This window comes from Algoriphagus sp. (assembly GCF_013373065.1).
GTDB lineage: Bacteria > Bacteroidota > Bacteroidia > Cytophagales > Cyclobacteriaceae > Algoriphagus.
This window is the reverse complement of the sequence record NZ_JABXIN010000023.1, coordinates 1-18,546: the sequence shown is the minus strand read 5'-3', so window position 1 is coordinate 18,546 and position 18,546 is coordinate 1. Positions and strand designations below refer to the sequence as shown.

The window sequence follows — 18,546 nt, the reverse complement described above, 5'->3', positions numbered from 1 at the left end:
TTGTGATTATTCCCCCGAAATGACCTTGCGGGTATTTTCGGCCATTTCTATGAAATCATTGGCCATGTCTAGGTTCATCCAAACATCTTCCGTGTCTGCTCGTCGATACATGGGTGAAAGGTTCAAGCCGTGAAACTTTCCGTCTATTTCCCGGCACTGCTTGAGTAAGTCTTCCAGGTTGTCACTGTCTTGGAACTCCTTGCCTTTTTCATTGAGGAAGCTTCCGAGGTAATTGGTCACCGCACGGTAGGCATTCCAGCATACGCTGTAAGGAACTACATCTTCCTCTGGTTTGCATAATTCCTCTTTGGCAGCGGAAATAAATTGGTCTGCCGTATCAAGTATGGGGTTTTTGAGATTTTCCATGACAGTAGAGTTAGGTTAATGTCATGAAGTTATGATCTCCTCGATGAGCAAAACATGATAATTGTCAGCCACTTTCCTGATAAATATAAAGGGGGTGGTGGAGGCTAACTCTTTCATAGTGAGCAGAAGTCCAAAAAATAAGGAGTGTAGGCTTGGCTCGATTCCGGTGAAAATCAGGAACCAAATTAGAAAAGCTGATTTTTATTGGCTCTAATTTCTAATCAAGTTTTCTAGGATGTAAGTATTTGGGTCGTCCTTGGGATCAATAAAAATATCAGGTTCGACTGATTGTAATCCCTGCTCTTGGTTATTGGCAATATTATAAACGGATGAAACCTGAAAGGATATTTTCGAATGAGGAAGGGTTGGGTTTACCAAGGCAAATCCATTGAATGAATACAAATTCCCTGTGGGTTGGCCAATTATTTTTCCCATTTTGAAATACTTAAACATTTCAGCAAAAATGGAGGCTGCTGAAAAAGTTTGGTGATCGGTGATAAGGTAAACTTCCCCAAGGAATCGTTCCTTTTCAGGAAGAGGTTTTTTCATTTTATAAGTGACTGTAATCAATTCATTAGGTTTGGCTCCATAAAACACACTGGAATATTCATTGACCAAGTAGATAGGTTTGAACCACCGTATACCTTTGGGGACAAAGCGTCTGTCAAATGCTTCTTTGAATTCAGGTGTAATCTTCCAATAGGCTTTGGATAATTTTCGAAAAGGTTGACGGGCAATGTATTTAGCCAAATGTTCTCCATAGTTGTCAGCACCTCCTTGATGTCCCCTAAAATCTATTATTAAATGGGTGGTATTTGCCTCCTTCATAGCATTAAATGATTCTTCGTAAAAGGTTAGAATCTCATCTTCATCACCATTGAAATCGGTGATCTTAAGATATCCGGTCGATTTATTTAAAAATTTGAAAGTGAAGGAATCCCTTTCTGCTGCGGACGATTTTTTTCTTTTTTCCCAAGGTATCCCCTTTAAGGTAATTGAATCCAATGTGGCTGAGTTTTTATCCTTGAAATGAATTTTAAATTCTGATTCCCAGTCGTAGGTTTTCCATAAGTAAAACCCAAAATCATCAGAGACTTGAAGGCGTTTTAGGTAGGGAGTTTCCTTGGTTGCATGAGTAAGTAAGGCTTCAATGATTTCTTCTGCTGATTTCCCGTTAATGGATTCGATTTCGATTCCCTCAGGAAGAAGCTGTTCTAAGTCCTCATTTTTGGTAATGATTATTTTTTCGGATTGAATTTTAGCAGATAAGGGTAAAAATAGCTTTTCCTTATTAATGTAATCAGTCAAAACAAAGCGATCATCCACATAAGAATGAGCATCATTTATTTGGATTAGGATTTGGTCTACCAACCTCCAAAAATTCAAAGTGGACATACTATCCGGAAGTGTACCTTTTATCGAATCCAATTGGGAGTAGAAATCCTTTTTTGCTACAAACCGATAGGGATTTGGATGTATATGCTCTATCAGCTTTGCCAGGGAATCAATGTCAGAAACTAATTCCTGATTGGTCAAATAATGATCGATAGCTACGAATTTGTAAGAGTCGTCTTGGGCTGGGTCTGATAGAGAGGTCAGAAAGCCAACGAGAAGGGCGAAAATCAGAATGACAAAAAGAAGGACTTTCTTGTTCAATGAAAAGGGTAGGTTAGTTGAAAAATTCCACGGGGCTTTTGACTCGAAATATGCTACTTTTCCTTATTAAACACCTTGCCCAAAGGTCAACAAATTGAAATCCGGATCAAGAATGGAAAATTCCTTTTGTCCCCAGGGTTTGATTTCCAATTTGCCGTTTGGGTGAATTTCAGTCTTATTTTCCAAAAAGAATTGATATAATTCCTCAATATGATCAGTTCTGATATAAACTTGCCCATAATTCTGCGTTGGATCCAGATCTTTAAACTCAAAAAAATGGATTTGAATCCGGTCTTTTTGTATCATTAAGTAGTCATCAAAGTCAGCACGCCCAAACTCTTTAAACCCCAATTGTTTGGTGTAAAATTCCCGTGTAATCTGCTTGTTGCGCATGGGTAATTTCGGGTGGATATCAGTGAGTGTAAATGCCATGATGCTTCTTTTGATATTTTAAAAATTAATTGACTCCAGTGTCTTTGCTTTTCAATTTCACTAGTCCTAGTTCATTTAATCGTTTGTAGAACTCTTGATTATCTCTGACTTTAAAAATTGTTATTCTAAGTCATAGCATATTGATTGGGCTTTACTTGTCCTTAATTTGATTAGTGGTCGTTTCCCAAATTCTGATGACACTTAGATTTTGTACCTTTCAATTTTTCCATTTTCAATGTCATCAATTAAATAAACATTCTCCAAAAGCTTAATAATTGATTCTGCGTCATTTATTAATCGCGGTAACTCAATACTATATCTCGTATTGAAGTTAAATTTTAAATCCACATATGAATTAATAATCTCATTCAGCAATTTTTTATCCCTGTTTATAAAATCTAGTCTCTGTTGCTCCAACTCTTCGTAAAAATCAGCTTGATGGAAGTCAATAATTTCTACTTCATCAACTTGGTATGGCGTTGTAATTTTTCTAATCGAAAGAGGATTCCCTTTATAATTAAAGTTTACGGCCTTATGCATCAATTTATTGGCATCTCTTATCAACTCAATGTCCTCTAGGTAATCTGCATCCAAATGCTTGGTAAAAGCTTCATATTTGACTAATCGGTTTACTAGACTGTCATTATCAAAATAGCCCAATATCCCTGTAGATTTCAGTTCTTCGTATGAGGAGCGATTCCAGGAATAGGGTCTATAGCGAGCATTGTATGTTAGTACGTAAAAATCTAAATTTTTATAGTCTTCTATGCTAAGGTTCCTTGTGTAATTAATCAAACTATCCAATCTGATATAGGCGGCTTCAGCCTCCCACTTGATGAACTTAACTTCCTGAATGTCTTGACTAAGGTCGGAGATTAATTTTAAGGCATACGATTTAACCTGACCATTTTTTATTCGATTATCGTTCCATGTATTTATTTGCAAAGCGATTAAAATTCCAATGACCACAAGGAAGATTTCGCCAATGGCATATAGGATATATTTGCTGAATCGATTCTCAGAAAGGAAAATTTGCCTAATTTTTCTAAAGACTCTCATTGGCGGAAATATCTCTCTTTAATGAAGCGAAACTTTTTACTGTACCCTTTTGGTATCGTTATGGGCTTTTTTGACTCTCAAATAACCAATACTGGAGTTTTTGACTGAGATTTCATTCAAAAATCCTCATTTACAACAAGTTAAAAAATTATTTCTGAAAGGTCTTTTTTAGCTAATGGCTAAATCGTTCTTTTCGAATAAAAAAATTTCAAATAAGATAAAGACGTATTTCAGAATTAAAGCCGATTGCTAAAATCAAACTTGGGATTAGCTGAATTAAAGGAAAAGTGTCCCAAATAAATGCTTTCTTTCTTTGAGTGATAGAATTATTAATTTTTCAGAGAATAAGTAATGCCAAAATCATCTCTATTATTATTTCTGTAATAGAGTTAAATCTAGGAAAGAGTACGATGCCATCTGAAAATACAATTGCAGTGATCAAGCCCAACATAAGCTCGTCTAAATTCCTTAAATCCTAACTCTTGGAAACTATTATTTTTTGTTCCAGTTAATAAATACCTCTGAAATCAAAAGGGGAATTGACCAGGAAACCCATAACCAGGTAGCGCCGGAAATAGCAACTCCAAAATATTCATTGATTGGAGAGTCACTTAATATCCGGAATGTTATAAAGGCAAAGGTGACCACGTAGCTTCTGATCATCCACTCTTTATGTTGTTGGATTCGTTTCCTTCTTATGGATAGGTAGGCCATAAATGTGGTGACAAACCAAACAAAAGCTAGTCCTTGTAGTCCAAGTGCCCAATTGATTTCAGCAGCATTAATGGCGCTTGTCCAAGCCAAAAAAGTAGCAGATATGACGCTGAATAAAATCGCGGTAATGTAAATCCTACCCATCCATCGGTGAATAGTTAGATACTTACTTCGAAATGCTTTCCAGAATTGAAACGGACCAATAACAAGGGCCAAAATACCTCCTGAAATGTGTCCAATAAGCGACCATTTATAATCCCACCATCTTCCCATGGCATCCTCTGTTAATCCATAATAGGGAAGAGCTGTAACAATGATGAAGCGATATGCTAGGAGAATGATAAAAACCCATACCAATGCAAAAATCAAATCGGAATAGGTTTTGGGTTTTAGGGTTGATAATAGATTTGATTGGTGCATAAAAGGATTTTCAAGAGGGTAAAAATTTCAGATTGAAACAATTTAGGGAATTCTCTTGGAATTCCTTCTATAAAAATGAACCCGCATGTTTTCGAAAGTTCTTGAATATAAGATTATTAAGGCTTTAGATTGGTCTTCAAATACTCTATATGAGGTGACTTTTAGGGGTCGAGCTCTGTTAATCTTTGCTTTTGAGTTATGCCAACAAGGATGCATTTTGGAATTACATCATAATCGGGAAGAGATAACATATCGATATAATTACTAGCGATTTCAAAGTTATCTGAATTGGCATCTGTAATATAGATTACCGGATAAAACTTGTCTTCACTGTAATCTTGGGGGAGATGAATTTTGATTTTCCATTCGTCCTCAAGTGCTTTAGATTTAATGTTTACATCAAAGTCTGACTGCCCAAAGACTGAATATATTTGGATACAGGTCAGGATGATGATAACCGTAATTCTATTCATTGTTAACTTGTTTTTATTGGATAGGATACTTATTCACTAGGGTTTGTATAGGGATGGCAGCTATTTTGAAAGTTTCTAATTTTTGGTGCTGTAGGGTTCTTTTTACTAGCCAAATACCTTTTAATAGTTTTCAAGGTCCTTCAAATCTTCCATTGTAAACACATTGTTTTTTCTAAAGTTGTTTTTGCAAAAGTTTAATGCTTCCTTCCCTTTATTCAGGTCAACGCCGTTCTCAAGAGATAACTTAGCCAGGTAATAGGTCATTTCAAGAAAGTACGGCTCTGATAATTTCTCTCTACTTTTTTCAAGAAAAGCAATTCCTTCGCTTATCTTATTCTCCATTTTATAGGAATCAATGGCTTTGGTAATATTGGAAAAGTATAGAATCGGAAATGTTTCCATTTTTTCTGTAAATCCATCAAATCCTTCGAGGCCTTTCGTATAGTAAGTGATATTTTCAGGGTACATTTTCATCATGGCATAGTGATTCGAAATGTTAATAGGATCAAACCCGCCCCCTAGCCATAACTTTTGTTCTTCGATAAAATTGATCAGGAATTTATATTCATCTAATTTTCTATTTCCGATGATGTCACTGAAATATCCTTGTAAATCAAGGAATTCATATTTCCCATCAATTCCATAAGTTTCTTTGAGATTAGCTAGATAATTCTTACTGTAATCATAAATCGTAGGGTAAGCTTCCATGTTTTTATAATCTTGATAGATATATTTCAAGCCATCAAGCATAGCATGAGGTACGATGGTGACATGGTCCGCATCGAATGTTTTTTTGCTGAACTCTATATTCGTGTTGGGATTCTTTTTATAAAGGCTGTCTATGGTGTTGCCATACAGTATTCTATCTGGCGAATCCATAGTTGCGTTTGCTAAAAAGTAGAACATCTTTGTTCCGTCGTATTGTCTGAAAAACGCGGCCAACTCATTTTCTTTATTTCCCATGCCGGCGAAAGATGTTGAAAGACTGATGAATCCACGAAATGGATTGTCATTTCTCATCATTAAAATATGATTATACTCGGCTCCGTTAGAGTGACCAATCATCGCATTGAAACCTGAGGTGCTGTAGGCTGAGTTTATATAAGGAATCAACTCCTGCAGTAAATATTCAGTAAAGTATTTTCCACTTTGCTGATTAAATAATTCCTCATTTCGATTTTTGTGAACTATTCCGACCAAAATAGTGGGAGGAATAATATTGAAACTTGGCTGTGAAAGGGCATTGATATACCCTTTTGCTACTTCAAAATTTTGAGTTTCTCCATCAGTCAGGTAGATGACAGGATACTTTTTGTCATGAGAATAATTTTGAGGCAGATATACTTTGATCATTCTTTTGTCGCCTAAAAAATCGGAATTGATGAACTTGATATCATAGTCTAGATCAAGTTTTTCTGACTGAATGTTATCCATCCAGGTCTTTACCTCAAATGATTTTTCATCATTTATATTCTCAATCCTTAGGTTAGGATTGTGAGATAGGCTTTTTACAATTCCTTCACTATCCCAACTTCCTTTCGTGAATTTGAATTCTGCCGGAAATTCAAGTTTTAGTGTAATGGACCGCTTGAGGTCAGAAACCTTTTCCATTTTTACTTGATCAGCCTGCCAATTGCCTAGGGCATCTTGGTTTCCCACAATATAAACTTTGTCCTCTTTATTGGGGACGTAGACTTCTATTGTAGTTAATTCTTGACTAAAGGCAATCAAGGATAGGAAAACGAAAATGGGTGTGAATAGTAATCTCATGGAATTAAAAGAATTTGTTTTGGTACAAATCCTTATGCCAAAAGACTACCAATTCAAAAATGGCTTATAAGGGCTCAAATAGCACGGTTCAAAGACTGAAATCGTTCGATATTGGTCAGTATTGTATCGTCTTCGAACAAAATTTGTAAATAATAGAGGTATAATTAGTTGTGAGACTATAAGAAAGCTTGATTCTTAGTACCATTACCTAAGATCTCAAATAGAAGAGTTTTTCAACTTTGAGATAAATCATCTATTCTGTGGACTTATCGATTAATTCGATTTTTCCTTTTCGTGCCAGCAGAGTTAGATCTTTATAAGCTATAAGCGTTGTTGTAAGGCCGCATTTATTTTGTCCTTAAATTCATTTTTATCGTCAACGTGTAATAATAGATTCCTGTACTTGCGTTTTATTCCATAAAATCCATACAGCATGTTTTCTTGCTTTAACCTGATTATCACATTGTGACTTTCCATTTCACCTAAAAATGATAGCTTACGAGTTTCATGGTTAAGCTCTATATCTATTGATGAAATCTCAATGCTGTCAATAGTTTCTAAATCAATGGTGGTTTCATTCATAATTCCATATCGAAGGAATAACCTATCATTTTCGATTACTATAGGTCTTCTGGACATTGATTTTAAAAACCCAAAAAGCTGAATTCCGGAATAAATACTTAAAAAAGTTAAAAACCATGCTGCGGTCACGCTCCATTTTTCAAGGAGAATGTGGAAAATGGCAGTTTCTATTATAACTAGGAAGATGATGGTAATGAGTATGGGAACTGTGCCACTTTCTTTGTGATAGGAGAATTCATTTTCACGGAGTTTCTTCTTTTTCCAATTAACAAATCCATAATAAAAAACTGCAATTTCGGTTACCACTGGGATAACTACAGCTTTTGGAAGTATTTCATAGCATGTACTTTTCAATGCTGTAAAAAAATCCACATTTTCATTTTTCTTGAGTTTATATCGTTTAATAGCTTTGTTAATATTGAAGATTACATAGGATATGATGGAAAGTTCAATTATTGGAAATACCCATGTTTTAAAAAAGTCTAAAAAATATTGATTCTGTGAGGGAAGTATGAATGAGCAGACGACCATTCCCAAAATTAAAAATGCGAGTATTGTTGTTTTTGGAATGTTCGTTTTTCTGATAAGTAAGAAATAAATCAAAGGAACGGTAAACAACAAGTCAATCGTAATTCCAATCGATAAACTTTTGGGATTTAAACTAAAAATGGATGTTTTGGCTAGAATTATCATTATTCCAACCATCAAAATCGGTACTCCTATGATGATTAGGTTTTTTTGAAAGTTTAATGTTCTGTTCATTTATTTGATTTTATGCCTTGAGGCTTAGCCCTCTGAATCTTCAGGCGTTTAGAGTAAGCAATTACACAGCGATTATTTTTACTTTTTCTTCCAACCTGGCCCTCTTACGACCATTCCAGGAGTAGCTCCTGTATGTTCTCCATTTTTAAGTACTTGAGTCCCGTTTACAAAAACATGCTTCATTCCGGTTGAATATTGCATTGGGTCTTCAAAGGTTGCATTGTCCTGCACTTCATTAGGGTTAAATAAGGCTAAATCGGCATAATATCCTGTTTTTATAGCCCCTCGCTTCTCTATTTTCAAATTACTCGCAGGTAAAGAAGTAAGTTTATAAATGGCTTCTTCTATGGGAATTACTTTTTCGTCTCTCACATATTTTCCCAGTAATCTTGAAAAATTACCAAAAGCCCGTGGGTGTGTACTTGACTTTAAGAAGACTCCTTCCGGTGCCAAAGACCCCGCATCTGAGCCGAAACTCATATAGGGTAAAGCAATTCCCTTTTTGACATTCTCTTCGGACATTAAAAAGTAAACAGTTCCTACACGACTGCCATCTGCAATCACCAAATCCATAGCAGTCTCTTCTGGGCTTTTACCATGAATTTTTGCCACTTCAGCCAGCGTTTTTCCAATGTAATGGCGTAAGCTGTCATTTTTAAAACCAACTAAAAGTAAATTTTCGGCTGTTCCAGCTGCATACAGTAAATTCTCCCACTCATCGGTGGCGGTAGTCATTTCTTCGTAAACACGTTTTCTGATTTCGGGATCTTTTAGTCGTTCAGCCCATTTTTCATAGCCCCCTTCTTGAACCCAAGGAGGCATAGAGGCATCTAAACCAGTAGCTCCGGCTGTATAGGTATACATGTCAGTAGTAATGCTCAATCCGGCTGATCTGGCCGAGTCGATTTTTTTTACCACAGGATCAAACTTATCCCAGTTGTTCTTACCGGCCATTTTTAGATGATAGATTTCTGCTCGGATATCTGCCTCATCTGCAATCCGGATTAATTCATCTATGCTCTCTAAAATGCGATTCCCCTCACTTCGCATATGTGAGATATACATGCCATCATATTCTGAGGCTACCTTGCATAATTCGATTAATTCTTCTGTGCTGGAATAAAAAGCAGGAGCATAAATCAATGAAGAACCAACACCCAGTGCACCTTCTTCCATGGCTTTTCTGACCATAGCTTTCATAGAGGCCATTTCTTCCGCTGTAGGTACCCGGTCTTCGTAGCCAATATGATTTATTCTTACCGTAGTCGCACCGATAAATGAAGCCACATTTGGAGAAACACCTTTTTTAACCAAGTATTCAAGGTATTCTCCTAGTGAAGTCCATTCAATGTTGAATTTAAGATCGCCTTGGCTTTGAAGAAGTTCCTCCTTCATTTTATCATTTAAAGGACCCATCGAAAAGCCTTCTCCAAAAACTTCCAAGGTTACTCCCTGTCTGATATCACTTTGAGATTTCCCATCTTCAATTAAAGACTCTGTTGCCCAGGAGAGCATATTAATAAACCCAGGCGCAACCACTAATCCAGTGGCATCAATTTCTAGTTTACCCGTTGCGTTTTCAAGAGAACCTATTGACGCAATAGTATCCGCATTGATTCCTACATCGCCTAAAAAGGATGGGTTTCCCGAACCGTCTATGATTTGCCCGTTTTTTATCAGTACATCAAAGGACTCTGGTGTGTTACAGCCGCTTAAAAAAGCAACTAGTAGAATTACTTTAATTGTAAGTTTCATTTTCGAATTTTTAGTTTTCCATGTTGGGCACTTGGAAGTTCTAACTTATCGGCCCTCTTAGCCATTAATCAAATGGCAATTCATTTAAATATAGCACTGTACGCACCAAGTCTTTAACCACGGGTTATGCGTTCGCCCTTTTTAAAGACTTTTTACTGGGTTCAAAAATTCTATTTTGGGTTTATTATTCTTGACTAAAATCCAAATAGAAATCAAAGAAGGGAAGCATCTGGTTGGGAATGCGACCGTCTTTTGTATAAATATTGTTGGTATGTGTTCCTATGTATTCCTCTGCAAAATGCTTAATACCCACATTTTCTAATTTCTGGCTAAACATTTCGCATTGGATTGTAAATCGATCTCCCGCATTTCTTCCCCAATCAAATTTTATCGCCTTTAGTTTTTTTAGATTATCCAGGTAATCATCAATCATGTAAAAAGGCATGTTTTGATACCACTTTTCCAGGGCTTCCTGGTTCACCACCAATTCCTCCCCCTCATATCCAAATGGCACATCGCAATAAAAAGGTGGGTTATTCGGATTGGGGGACCAAGATTTTCCAAAGGCCACGATTACCTTACCGAAATATAATTTATTGAGTTCTTCCTGATTTTGGACAGATTCAAATTCTTTGTATGTCGTGCTGTTAGGGCCATATTCTCTAACTATGGCTAGAGCTCCGGGACTCAGCGCATAGACAGTACTGAATATTTCCGGATGATGCATGGCGATTTTAATGGCTCCGTACCCTCCCATACTATGTCCGGTAATTCCCCGACTTTCACTTTTCGGAATTGTCCGGTAATTATTGTCCAGGTATTCTACCAGATCGAATGCCGTAAAATCTTCCCAATTGCCAAACAACTCACTATTGCTATAAAAGCTGCCATCATAGGTTGTTTTTTGATCGGGGATGACCAAGATAAAAGGACGGATTTTATGGGAAGTGATGGCAAAATCCAGTAGCTCAGCCATTGGAGTCAACATGCTATTATCACCAGTAAACCCATGAAGAAAATAGATTACTGGATAGCGTTGATCGCTATCACTATATCCTGGAGGAAGGTATACCGAAACAGCGCGGTTGGGGTTTTCTCCATACTGATTTTCAAGATTTTCTGAATAAATCGTATCAGTTACAACTTTCCCTTTATTGCTTTGTGGATATGCTAAAAAGGAGAAATTAAAAAGTAATAAGCCTATTGTGAATAGATTCTTCATGTTTATTTGTAAGGTTTCAATGAAGATAAGTTAATCCATTCTCAATAATTTCTATGTAACTCTTTTTTGAAAGGTTTCAAAAATGTCCGCGTAAATATCCTTTATTCTCCTTTGTTTTACTCAGCGGGAGTATTCATAATTTTTTCTTTTCAGGACCTTTCTATTGCCCAACGGAAAAAATATGAGCAGTAGCGAACTTTAAAGCGCTTTCGCATCGAGTGACAAGGAAGCTAAAGCTACACAGCATTTAAATACTCAAATCAGCAGATTTGGTGGGCTGAGTAGAACCAATATCGCTCAAATACCCACAAACGTGATTGCTTGAATTTATTGTTAGCAAGCACCGACAATCATTTCCTTTGCTCTTTCGTGTGAAATGTGTACTTATTTTCAAACGATAATGGTATTGTTGGGTTACTAATAGGCATTCAACCTGGATCTAAAGAATAGGATCGGTCGTGAATTACCCCTAATCAAATGAGACAAATACCACTATTATTAGTTCTGATATTCTTTTCCTTTAATCTACCTGCAATTGGTCAAACATTAATTGATAATTCCAGCACTCCGAATAAACTTCGGGTTTTTATCGATGGATGTGAATGGAGAGATGGAGGCTGTGATATGGATTTTATCCGAACGGAAATTACAGCGGTTGACTTCTACAGGGATAATGAATTGGCTGATGTCTTTGTGCTCATTAATAACAACAGATCTGGTGGCGGCGGCCGACAATATCAACTGATTTTTATAGGTCAACAAAACATTCATGCGGGAAGAACAGACACCCTCTATGTAAATAATAAACAGACAGATACAGACTTTGAAGTGCGGGAAAAACTCACCCGTTTTATCAAATTAGGTTTGGCTCCGTATGTTGCGAAGACTCAGGCAGGAGAAGGAGTGATTATCGACATGAAAGCTGATTCTGGTTTTCTTGAAAATACTAAACAGGAAATGGTTGACCCCTGGAACTTCTGGGTTTTTAATATTGGTAGTGATGCAAACATTGAATTAGAAGAGTTAAGCAGAGACATCAATTTTGGTGCAGACTTCAATGTGAACCGGATTACCGATGATTGGAAAATCAGCATATCCGGGAGAGTAAATGAAAGGTTTAGAACTACGGTTAGCAAGGTACCAAGAGTTGATGAAAATGGAGTTCCGGTTCTTGATGAAAACGGCAACCCAATCATCGATGAAGTGGAGAGCGATTTTGATGTATCAGAATTTGGATTTGGTCACCAGCTGGTAAAGTCTATTTCACCCCAATGGTCTTATGGATATGATCTCGATGGTCGGCAGAATACTCGGTTTAATTACCAGTTTCAAGTTAGCTTTAGACCAGCTATAGAGTACAATTTTTTCCCGGAATCAGAGCAAAATTCCAGGTTTCTGAGAGTGAATTATGGGGTTGAAGTCAGGAATAATAGATATGTGGAAGAAACTATCTATGGGGCAACAGAAGAGACCAGAGCCCTCCAAAGCCTGAGAGTCAGCCTGGGGTTAACTCAACGATGGGGTAACCTGCAAGTTGGATATCGTTTGAGGAACTATCTGGATGATTTTAGCTTTTGGACCACCGGTTTGAATATTAGTGCCGAAGTCCGTGTGACCGGGAATTTTTCGTTTTTTGTTAGGGCAGAGGGTAACTACGTAAAGGATCAGATTTACCTGGCATCAGGAGATTTTACTGAACAGGATATTTTGAGCGGGAGAGTAACCCTTCCTTCAGCCTACACCATAGACACGAGATTTGGGCTTAATTTTCGGTTTGGTTCCAATCTAAATAACTTCGTGAATCAACGATTCTTCGGAAGAGCCAATTTTGTTGGGAATGATTGATGAAACAATTGAGATGCTACTCGGATTCTTATTAAGAAAATATTTATTTTAATTCCCTTCAAATAAGTGCTATTAACAGCACAAAGGTTTTGTATATGGAGCATAGCGACCCAAAGAGAGCAATGATTTCATATACATCGTTGTGTTTTCGTTATTTATGTGATTTTTTGTTTTTAAATAATATTCAATTTCAGTAATTCCTTTTTTTACAAGCTCGATGTCCTTAAGTACGTTTTCCGAATCCCCTAAATCAGCAAAAAGGTACTTTCTAATAAACCTTTTGAGCGCCCTTAAGATTGATCATTCACATTTTCATTTCTTCTTCTATCGTAGCTAAAAATGCTTTAGCAACCCGTTGCGTAGAGATCAATTCCATTTCAATTAGCCAATTGTATTTATTGATTAGTGTCTTGAGAAAATAGAGATACTCCTGGTCTTTTTTCAGACTTTCAAAGTTAATCGGAGTCATTCGTGTCACTAAATCAATATCATAAGAACTATAATCATTATCGATTTTCCATTCTTCATAATTAGTATCCCAAAAGGATTCAAAACGAGTATTTAAAATATTCAGGGAAGCTTCTTGAACCATGTTACTATAAATATTGAAATTTTCTGTGATACCGTTATTTCTTGCTTCAAAATACAAAGTAATATCTTCTTTTAACTTTTGGCTCAATATTAAATTCAGATTGCTTGATCTGTAATTCTGGTAGGCACCAATCTTAATTCTAAAAGGCCAAAAACTTATAGTATTACCAAAATGGTATTGAAGAGAATCATGGTAAGGGAGATCCCTTTCCATGTATTCAAGTATTAATTTTGCAGATTGCTTTATTCTACTATTTATAGCCATGGAAATTTGCAGATAACTTAAATCCCCCTGAACACTTTTATGTAGTTCCTCCAGAAATTCCTTTTTTTGAGTATTCAGCTTTCTATTTTCATTCCAATTGTTAACCTGAAGTGCCAATAAAATTCCGATCATCACAAGTAGAATCTCTCCAAAAGCATATTTTAAATACTTTCCGGTTTTGCCTTCTGCAAGTAAGTTTTGCCTAATTTTTCTAAAGAATTTAATCATGTTTTATTTCTAGTCGTCAATTCTTTTATATAAAATCGGCTCGCTATCATTCCTTTGAAATAAGACCTTGGTATCAGAACCACCATCGGTGTTAAACTTAAATTTAGCATTCCAATTTATCACATGAAAATTGGAACTGTCTATTTGAACGAGATTATCGGTTCTTCCTGAGGGCAACTCAAGCATTAGATTTTCATCGTTATACCTGATTTTTAAAATTTTAAAATTTGCTTGATCGTTAATGTAGGTGCCTGTATGTTTATGATACAATTCTTTTTCAGGTATTAATTCACTGAAATGAAATTGATACAACACCTTATTTAAATCATGAAGTAATTGTTTTTGGTGTATCAATCGTATCGTTTCCCATCTTGTTCTTTCAATTAGATAAGCTAAAAATGGCTCATGTTTAAAAAGTTCATCCACAGCCAATGATTTATCCTTAGCCGAATATTTTTTTTTATAACCAAGTGCTTGTCGTGTAGTTCTTTCACTTAAAGGAGGCAAGAAGTCTTTGGATGCAGACATCATTAAATTAAAAAGGTCATCAGCTTTTGACTCGTCTTCAAATCCAGCATTGTAACGTGCGGAAAAGTTGGCTAGGGCATTTAATAATTCCTGATTTTGAATAATAGATGTTTTTCCTGAACCTATTAGGGCATTGTAAGTTCCCATGACCGCTTCTACCTTATACCATGAGAATGCACCACGATTAATTTTAAAGGCAATCGTGTCCGGATTTATTGTGTAATCTTTTGTTTCTATGGCATCGATTAGGTCACGGCAATTCAATATAACCTCTTCTTCTTTCGTCAAAGTATTAAGTATGCTTGCTCTAGTTTCTATAAAATCTTTTTGGATGCCAGAAAGAATGATGGCTTCCTCTTCTCTTTGTTTTCTTAACTCATTAGTATTGTTTATCTGCAAAGCAAGCAGAATACCAATCATGACCAGAATAATTTCACCAATAGCATATTTTAAATACTTTCCGGTTTTACCTTCTGAAAGTAAGTTTTGCCTGATTTGTCTAAAGAACTTGATCATTGTTCTTCGGGTTTAGTATCCACTTTAACCCATTCCGTAATCCCACGTTCACCATGAAATATTTTTAATGTATTTTTTTGTTCACACTTAAAACACCAAATAGCTGGAGACCTGCTCATAGAAAACCAGGGTTTTTCTGCATGCATAGATAGTAAAGGCCCTCTTGTGATAGTATCATCTGTCTTGTAGTATAGGTCTTTGTCCTTAACAAATACTTCAATTGTTTCAGAGTTAAGTACATTTTTATGGCCATAGCTGAATACATAACGGCCAATAAATTGTGCTGCATCCAATTCATTGGCCACACTGGTTGTTCTTATTTCTTTGGGCAACGGTTTGGCCTTATCCCCCAAGAGTTCATTAATCATCAAGTAGATCTGCAAAATCTCTTTGTGATATGCGGTGTATTCCCATACCATAGTCCATACAGATCCAAGCATTGCATTCATTTGATTTTTAAATTTTGGATGGTTCAGGATATAATCGATATGAGCATCACTGTACTCACTATTGTATTCATCTATGGCGTACCAGGGTTGATTGTCGTTTAGGTAATATTTGTATTGTCTGGCAATATCTTCAGAATTCTTGTTGTAGGCGTTGAATGTCGCTTTTCTATTGATGTGATTAAAATCTAAAATACGTATAAGTTCATCATACTTATCGGGAACCATATCAAGGTTGGCCTTTAATTGCTCATAGCCACTGCTTTGTATATAATAGGTCATCCACCAGGTGGTAACAAAATTTGGACTAAAACCACCACGCATAGGTATAGCCCTTATGTCTTCAGCGGTTAGACTATCGCTCATCATTTTGTCATATATAGAGTCTTTTCTCATATAATTCTCTATCAACCACTCAGAATTGTGTATATCCTGCAAAATGTCATTTTGTATTTTAACCAATATAGTATCTATCTTTTGCTGTTGCGCATATTCCTGGTTCTTTGTATTGATCCATAAAGCAATCAAAATACCGATAACTACCAAGACAATTTCCCCAATGGCATATAGTAGGTACTTGCTGATTTTGTTCTCGGAGAGGAGCGACTTTCTAATATGTCTAAAGAATTTGATCATGGGTTGAATAGCAGTGGCTCTTTAGTTTTTAATTAGTATCTCACTTCTAATACCATCACTTATTTCCACGAACTGCTGACCTTCCTCGTTTTTATAGATCCGGAATAGCTGACCTCTTTCAGTAAAAAAGTAATTATCCTCAAGCCAATACAAATATTGTTTACCTCTGAATGCGAAATACATTAGGTTATTTTCAAAATGTAGTGCAGATACACTCGGGATAAGCTCATTGCCGCCAAAATGAGTATAGTCACCTAAATAAGGTTCAACAGTCGTTCTACTTTGATGAATTTCCAGGGATTCGGGCAATGTAGAATCTGTAACAGCCAACAGGGAGTCAATTTGTTTGTAAAGTTCTGTAGCGGTTACCCTGAAGCGATTTGAAGTAAATACTACATTTCGATAGGCCTGCATATAATCTATGGTCCTGTTTTTTAAAAAGGGGTCTTCTAGTATGTACCTTTTGGCCTCATCGGTGGTAAAATTATTCATGACGTGCTTTGCATGCTCGGGGTTGGTATATATCCTATCGAAAGGACTGTTATCAGACCTGGCTAATAAGTTTTCATTGGCAATAGCAATGTCTTCTTGGGTAACCACATACATATCATTTAATTTTGATAGCAGGCCATTATATTTTTCGGGTAAGTTTTCAAGATTATTCATTAATCGCTTGTAACCTTCTCTGTGTACGCTAAAATTCACATAACCATCAAATGGTCGTAACTCCCACCAGGTATTCTTTATGGATGCACGATCGTTTAAAATATTTCGAGCCGTTGAGTCTTTTCTTATATACACTCTTAAAATACGTTCTGAATCATTAAGGTCTGCAATAATGTCATCCTGTATTTGGGTGAGAATAACTTTAATTTTTGCTTCGTTCTTTGCATTGTTATAAGCGTCATTAATTGCCACAGCAATTAAAATTCCGATAACCACAAGAATAATCTCACCAATAGCATACTTTAAATACTTTCCAGTCTTTCCTTCTGAAAGAAAGTGTTGTCTAATTTTTCTAAAGAATTTAATCATTGTTCCGTCATAATGAAGCACAGCATGTAGTATATGAGCCGGATCCCGAAGGGGATGACTTATTTACTTTTGTAGGCATGTTTATTATTCATGTTTGTGATGATCCGAATTCTTATAATGTTCTCTAATTATGTCCCTACCAAAATCTCCGTCAAAATCTCTCCACACGGTATGAATATGATTGGCCTTATTTTGGACATTATCAAACTCAATCAAAAACGATTTCCCCTGAATCCGGTAATAGTGACCTTCACCAACAACTGTCGCTCCTGCCCACCCAAACCGTAGCTCATTTATTTCTTCATCCCTGATGCTATTCATTCTTTTTTCGGCCTGTTCAGCTGGCATGGTTGATAGGTATTCATCAAGAAGTTTTAAAAAAATAAGTTGTTGATTCCTGTTTAGCTGACCATACAGGATTCCAACAGGATTTAGTGGCTCGACCTCTTTTGATTTTCCTGTAACAATATCGAAAAATGGTTCCTCCTGAAATATTGCTATTTTCCTTTGCTCTTCTGATAATGAATTGATCAACTCAAATCCTAGGTCCTCTTCCTTTTGAAGCGTGCGTTCTCCTTCTCTGGGTCCCGAAGGAATTCTTGCTGGATTTGCTCCGAAAAATCGGGGAGCAGTTTCAACTTTTCCGTTATGAATTGTAAAATTCAGTGAAATGTGATGTCCTTCGAAGGAGAAAGCCCATAAGCTGTCCTTTTCAGGGCTTCCATAAAATGCAACGGAGTAATTTTCGGGATTTCTCATGATTGAATCTCCGCTTATTTCCAAAAGTACATTTTCCAGATCGATGATTTTCATCGTTTTGTTGTATCCCGTTTCTGATAGAAAAGTCCTGAGAAGTTCTTCAAGTTTGGCCTTCTGATTTGGATCAAGCTCATTCAGCTGAATTCCTGCTCTGGGAAACATTGAACTAGGTATATAATGCCATAGCATTCTGGATTCGTCATCGAAGGGCATCTGGGTTTTGTTCCTTTGTGCCTGCGTTAAAGATTTCAAAAAATCAATTGCAGGTTTATCAGTCAACAGACCGAATGCCATAACAATCGATGCAACAGCCAAAAGTGTAGTTATAATAATTTTTTTCATATCACCGGAGTTTCTAATAATGCCTAACTTGTTTATTTATGCCATAATCCAGACTATTTTATGGCGTTTATTTTTTTACAAATCATCAAATGGAGACTTAATATTTTGAAGAGATTTGGTTGAAACATGCGTGTAGATTTCGGT

Annotated in this window: 16 protein-coding genes; 1 reads left to right on the top strand and 15 read right to left on the bottom strand. The window is 36.3% G+C overall.

The window, feature by feature from the left end; all coding sequences use genetic code 11:
• Positions 1 to 6: 6 nt before the first annotated feature.
• The 10 genes from HWE15_RS14245 to HWE15_RS14200 form a co-directional block, all read right to left on the bottom strand.
• Complete coding sequence (locus HWE15_RS14245) at positions 7 to 366, bottom strand: hypothetical protein (RefSeq protein ID WP_290508218.1); 360 nt, start codon at positions 364 to 366, stop codon at positions 7 to 9.
• A 210-nt stretch (positions 367 to 576) separates the two neighbouring features.
• Positions 577 to 2,022: a S41 family peptidase gene (locus HWE15_RS14240; RefSeq protein WP_290508217.1), complete on the bottom strand. Its 1,446-nt coding sequence runs from the start codon at positions 2,020 to 2,022 to the stop codon at positions 577 to 579.
• 66 nt (positions 2,023 to 2,088) lie between these two features.
• Entirely contained in the window at positions 2,089 to 2,454 is a 366-nt protein-coding gene (locus HWE15_RS14235; protein ID WP_290508216.1) for a VOC family protein, read from the bottom strand.
• A 201-nt stretch (positions 2,455 to 2,655) separates the two neighbouring features.
• Positions 2,656 to 3,513 carry a DUF6090 family protein gene (locus HWE15_RS14230; protein ID WP_290508215.1) on the bottom strand — a complete coding sequence of 286 codons (858 nt, stop codon included), beginning with the start codon at positions 3,511 to 3,513 and terminating at the stop codon, positions 2,656 to 2,658.
• 492 nt (positions 3,514 to 4,005) lie between these two features.
• Positions 4,006 to 4,647 (bottom strand): DUF2306 domain-containing protein, encoded by a 642-nt coding sequence (locus tag HWE15_RS14225; RefSeq protein WP_290508214.1) that lies wholly within the window; start codon positions 4,645 to 4,647, stop codon positions 4,006 to 4,008.
• A 161-nt stretch (positions 4,648 to 4,808) separates the two neighbouring features.
• The gene (locus tag HWE15_RS14220; RefSeq protein ID WP_290508213.1) at positions 4,809 to 5,120 is read right to left on the bottom strand and encodes an alpha/beta hydrolase-fold protein; all 312 of its coding nucleotides are present in this window, start codon (positions 5,118 to 5,120) and stop codon (positions 4,809 to 4,811) included.
• Between the two features lie 120 nt (positions 5,121 to 5,240).
• Positions 5,241 to 6,890, bottom strand: coding sequence for an alpha/beta hydrolase-fold protein (locus tag HWE15_RS14215; protein WP_290508212.1), 1,650 nt, complete (start codon positions 6,888 to 6,890; stop codon positions 5,241 to 5,243).
• Positions 6,891 to 7,211: 321 nt separating this feature from the next.
• The gene (locus HWE15_RS14210; protein WP_290508211.1) at positions 7,212 to 8,234 is read right to left on the bottom strand and encodes a hypothetical protein; all 1,023 of its coding nucleotides are present in this window, start codon (positions 8,232 to 8,234) and stop codon (positions 7,212 to 7,214) included.
• 78 nt (positions 8,235 to 8,312) lie between these two features.
• Positions 8,313 to 9,989: an amidohydrolase family protein gene (locus HWE15_RS14205; protein ID WP_290508210.1), complete on the bottom strand. Its 1,677-nt coding sequence runs from the start codon at positions 9,987 to 9,989 to the stop codon at positions 8,313 to 8,315.
• Positions 9,990 to 10,173: 184 nt separating this feature from the next.
• Entirely contained in the window at positions 10,174 to 11,211 is a 1,038-nt protein-coding gene (locus HWE15_RS14200) for an alpha/beta hydrolase-fold protein (protein ID WP_290508209.1), read from the bottom strand.
• 477 nt (positions 11,212 to 11,688) lie between these two features.
• Between HWE15_RS14200 and HWE15_RS14195 the strand changes: the two genes are divergently transcribed.
• A complete protein-coding gene (locus tag HWE15_RS14195) occupies positions 11,689 to 13,056 on the top strand; it encodes a hypothetical protein (protein ID WP_290508208.1) in 1,368 nt (455 codons plus the stop codon).
• A 304-nt stretch (positions 13,057 to 13,360) separates the two neighbouring features.
• On the opposite strand, the gene HWE15_RS14190 is transcribed toward HWE15_RS14195, so the two are convergent.
• The 5 genes from HWE15_RS14190 to HWE15_RS14170 all read right to left on the bottom strand — a co-directional run bounded on the left by HWE15_RS14190 (position 13,361) and on the right by HWE15_RS14170 (position 18,402).
• Positions 13,361 to 14,140, bottom strand: a complete 780-nt coding sequence (locus HWE15_RS14190; RefSeq protein WP_290508207.1) for a DUF6090 family protein — start codon at positions 14,138 to 14,140, stop codon at positions 13,361 to 13,363.
• A 9-nt stretch (positions 14,141 to 14,149) separates the two neighbouring features.
• A complete protein-coding gene (locus HWE15_RS14185; RefSeq protein WP_290508206.1) occupies positions 14,150 to 15,184 on the bottom strand; it encodes a DUF6090 family protein in 1,035 nt (344 codons plus the stop codon).
• Positions 15,181 to 16,266, bottom strand: coding sequence for a hypothetical protein (locus tag HWE15_RS14180; RefSeq protein ID WP_290508205.1), 1,086 nt, complete (start codon positions 16,264 to 16,266; stop codon positions 15,181 to 15,183). The genes HWE15_RS14185 and HWE15_RS14180 overlap by 4 nt, the downstream gene beginning before the upstream one ends.
• A 21-nt stretch (positions 16,267 to 16,287) precedes the next feature.
• Positions 16,288 to 17,301 (bottom strand): DUF6090 family protein, encoded by a 1,014-nt coding sequence (locus HWE15_RS14175; protein ID WP_290508204.1) that lies wholly within the window; start codon positions 17,299 to 17,301, stop codon positions 16,288 to 16,290.
• A gap of 84 nt (positions 17,302 to 17,385) precedes the next feature.
• Positions 17,386 to 18,402 carry a DUF3500 domain-containing protein gene (locus tag HWE15_RS14170; protein WP_290508203.1) on the bottom strand — a complete coding sequence of 339 codons (1,017 nt, stop codon included), beginning with the start codon at positions 18,400 to 18,402 and terminating at the stop codon, positions 17,386 to 17,388.
• Positions 18,403 to 18,546: the final 144 nt, after the last annotated feature.

Bases quoted from the DNA above. Each gene is read 5' to 3' on its own strand.
- HWE15_RS14245 (WP_290508218.1), bottom strand. From the start codon at position 366: ATGGAAAATCTCAAAAACCCCATACTTGATACGGCAGACCAATTTATT.
- HWE15_RS14235 (WP_290508216.1), bottom strand. From the start codon at position 2,454: ATGGCATTTACACTCACTGATATCCACCCGAAATTACCCATGCGCAAC.
- HWE15_RS14230 (WP_290508215.1), bottom strand. From the start codon at position 3,513: ATGAGAGTCTTTAGAAAAATTAGGCAAATTTTCCTTTCTGAGAATCGA.
- HWE15_RS14225 (WP_290508214.1), bottom strand. From the start codon at position 4,647: ATGCACCAATCAAATCTATTATCAACCCTAAAACCCAAAACCTATTCC.
- HWE15_RS14220 (WP_290508213.1), bottom strand. From the start codon at position 5,120: ATGAATAGAATTACGGTTATCATCATCCTGACCTGTATCCAAATATAT.
- HWE15_RS14215 (WP_290508212.1), bottom strand. From the start codon at position 6,890: ATGAGATTACTATTCACACCCATTTTCGTTTTCCTATCCTTGATTGCC.
- HWE15_RS14210 (WP_290508211.1), bottom strand. From the start codon at position 8,234: ATGAACAGAACATTAAACTTTCAAAAAAACCTAATCATCATAGGAGTA.
- HWE15_RS14205 (WP_290508210.1), bottom strand. From the start codon at position 9,989: ATGAAACTTACAATTAAAGTAATTCTACTAGTTGCTTTTTTAAGCGGC.
- HWE15_RS14200 (WP_290508209.1), bottom strand. From the start codon at position 11,211: ATGAAGAATCTATTCACAATAGGCTTATTACTTTTTAATTTCTCCTTT.
- HWE15_RS14195 (WP_290508208.1), top strand. From the start codon at position 11,689: ATGAGACAAATACCACTATTATTAGTTCTGATATTCTTTTCCTTTAAT.
- HWE15_RS14190 (WP_290508207.1), bottom strand. From the start codon at position 14,140: ATGATTAAATTCTTTAGAAAAATTAGGCAAAACTTACTTGCAGAAGGC.
- HWE15_RS14185 (WP_290508206.1), bottom strand. From the start codon at position 15,184: ATGATCAAGTTCTTTAGACAAATCAGGCAAAACTTACTTTCAGAAGGT.
- HWE15_RS14180 (WP_290508205.1), bottom strand. From the start codon at position 16,266: ATGATCAAATTCTTTAGACATATTAGAAAGTCGCTCCTCTCCGAGAAC.
- HWE15_RS14175 (WP_290508204.1), bottom strand. From the start codon at position 17,301: ATGATTAAATTCTTTAGAAAAATTAGACAACACTTTCTTTCAGAAGGA.
- HWE15_RS14170 (WP_290508203.1), bottom strand. From the start codon at position 18,402: ATGAAAAAAATTATTATAACTACACTTTTGGCTGTTGCATCGATTGTT.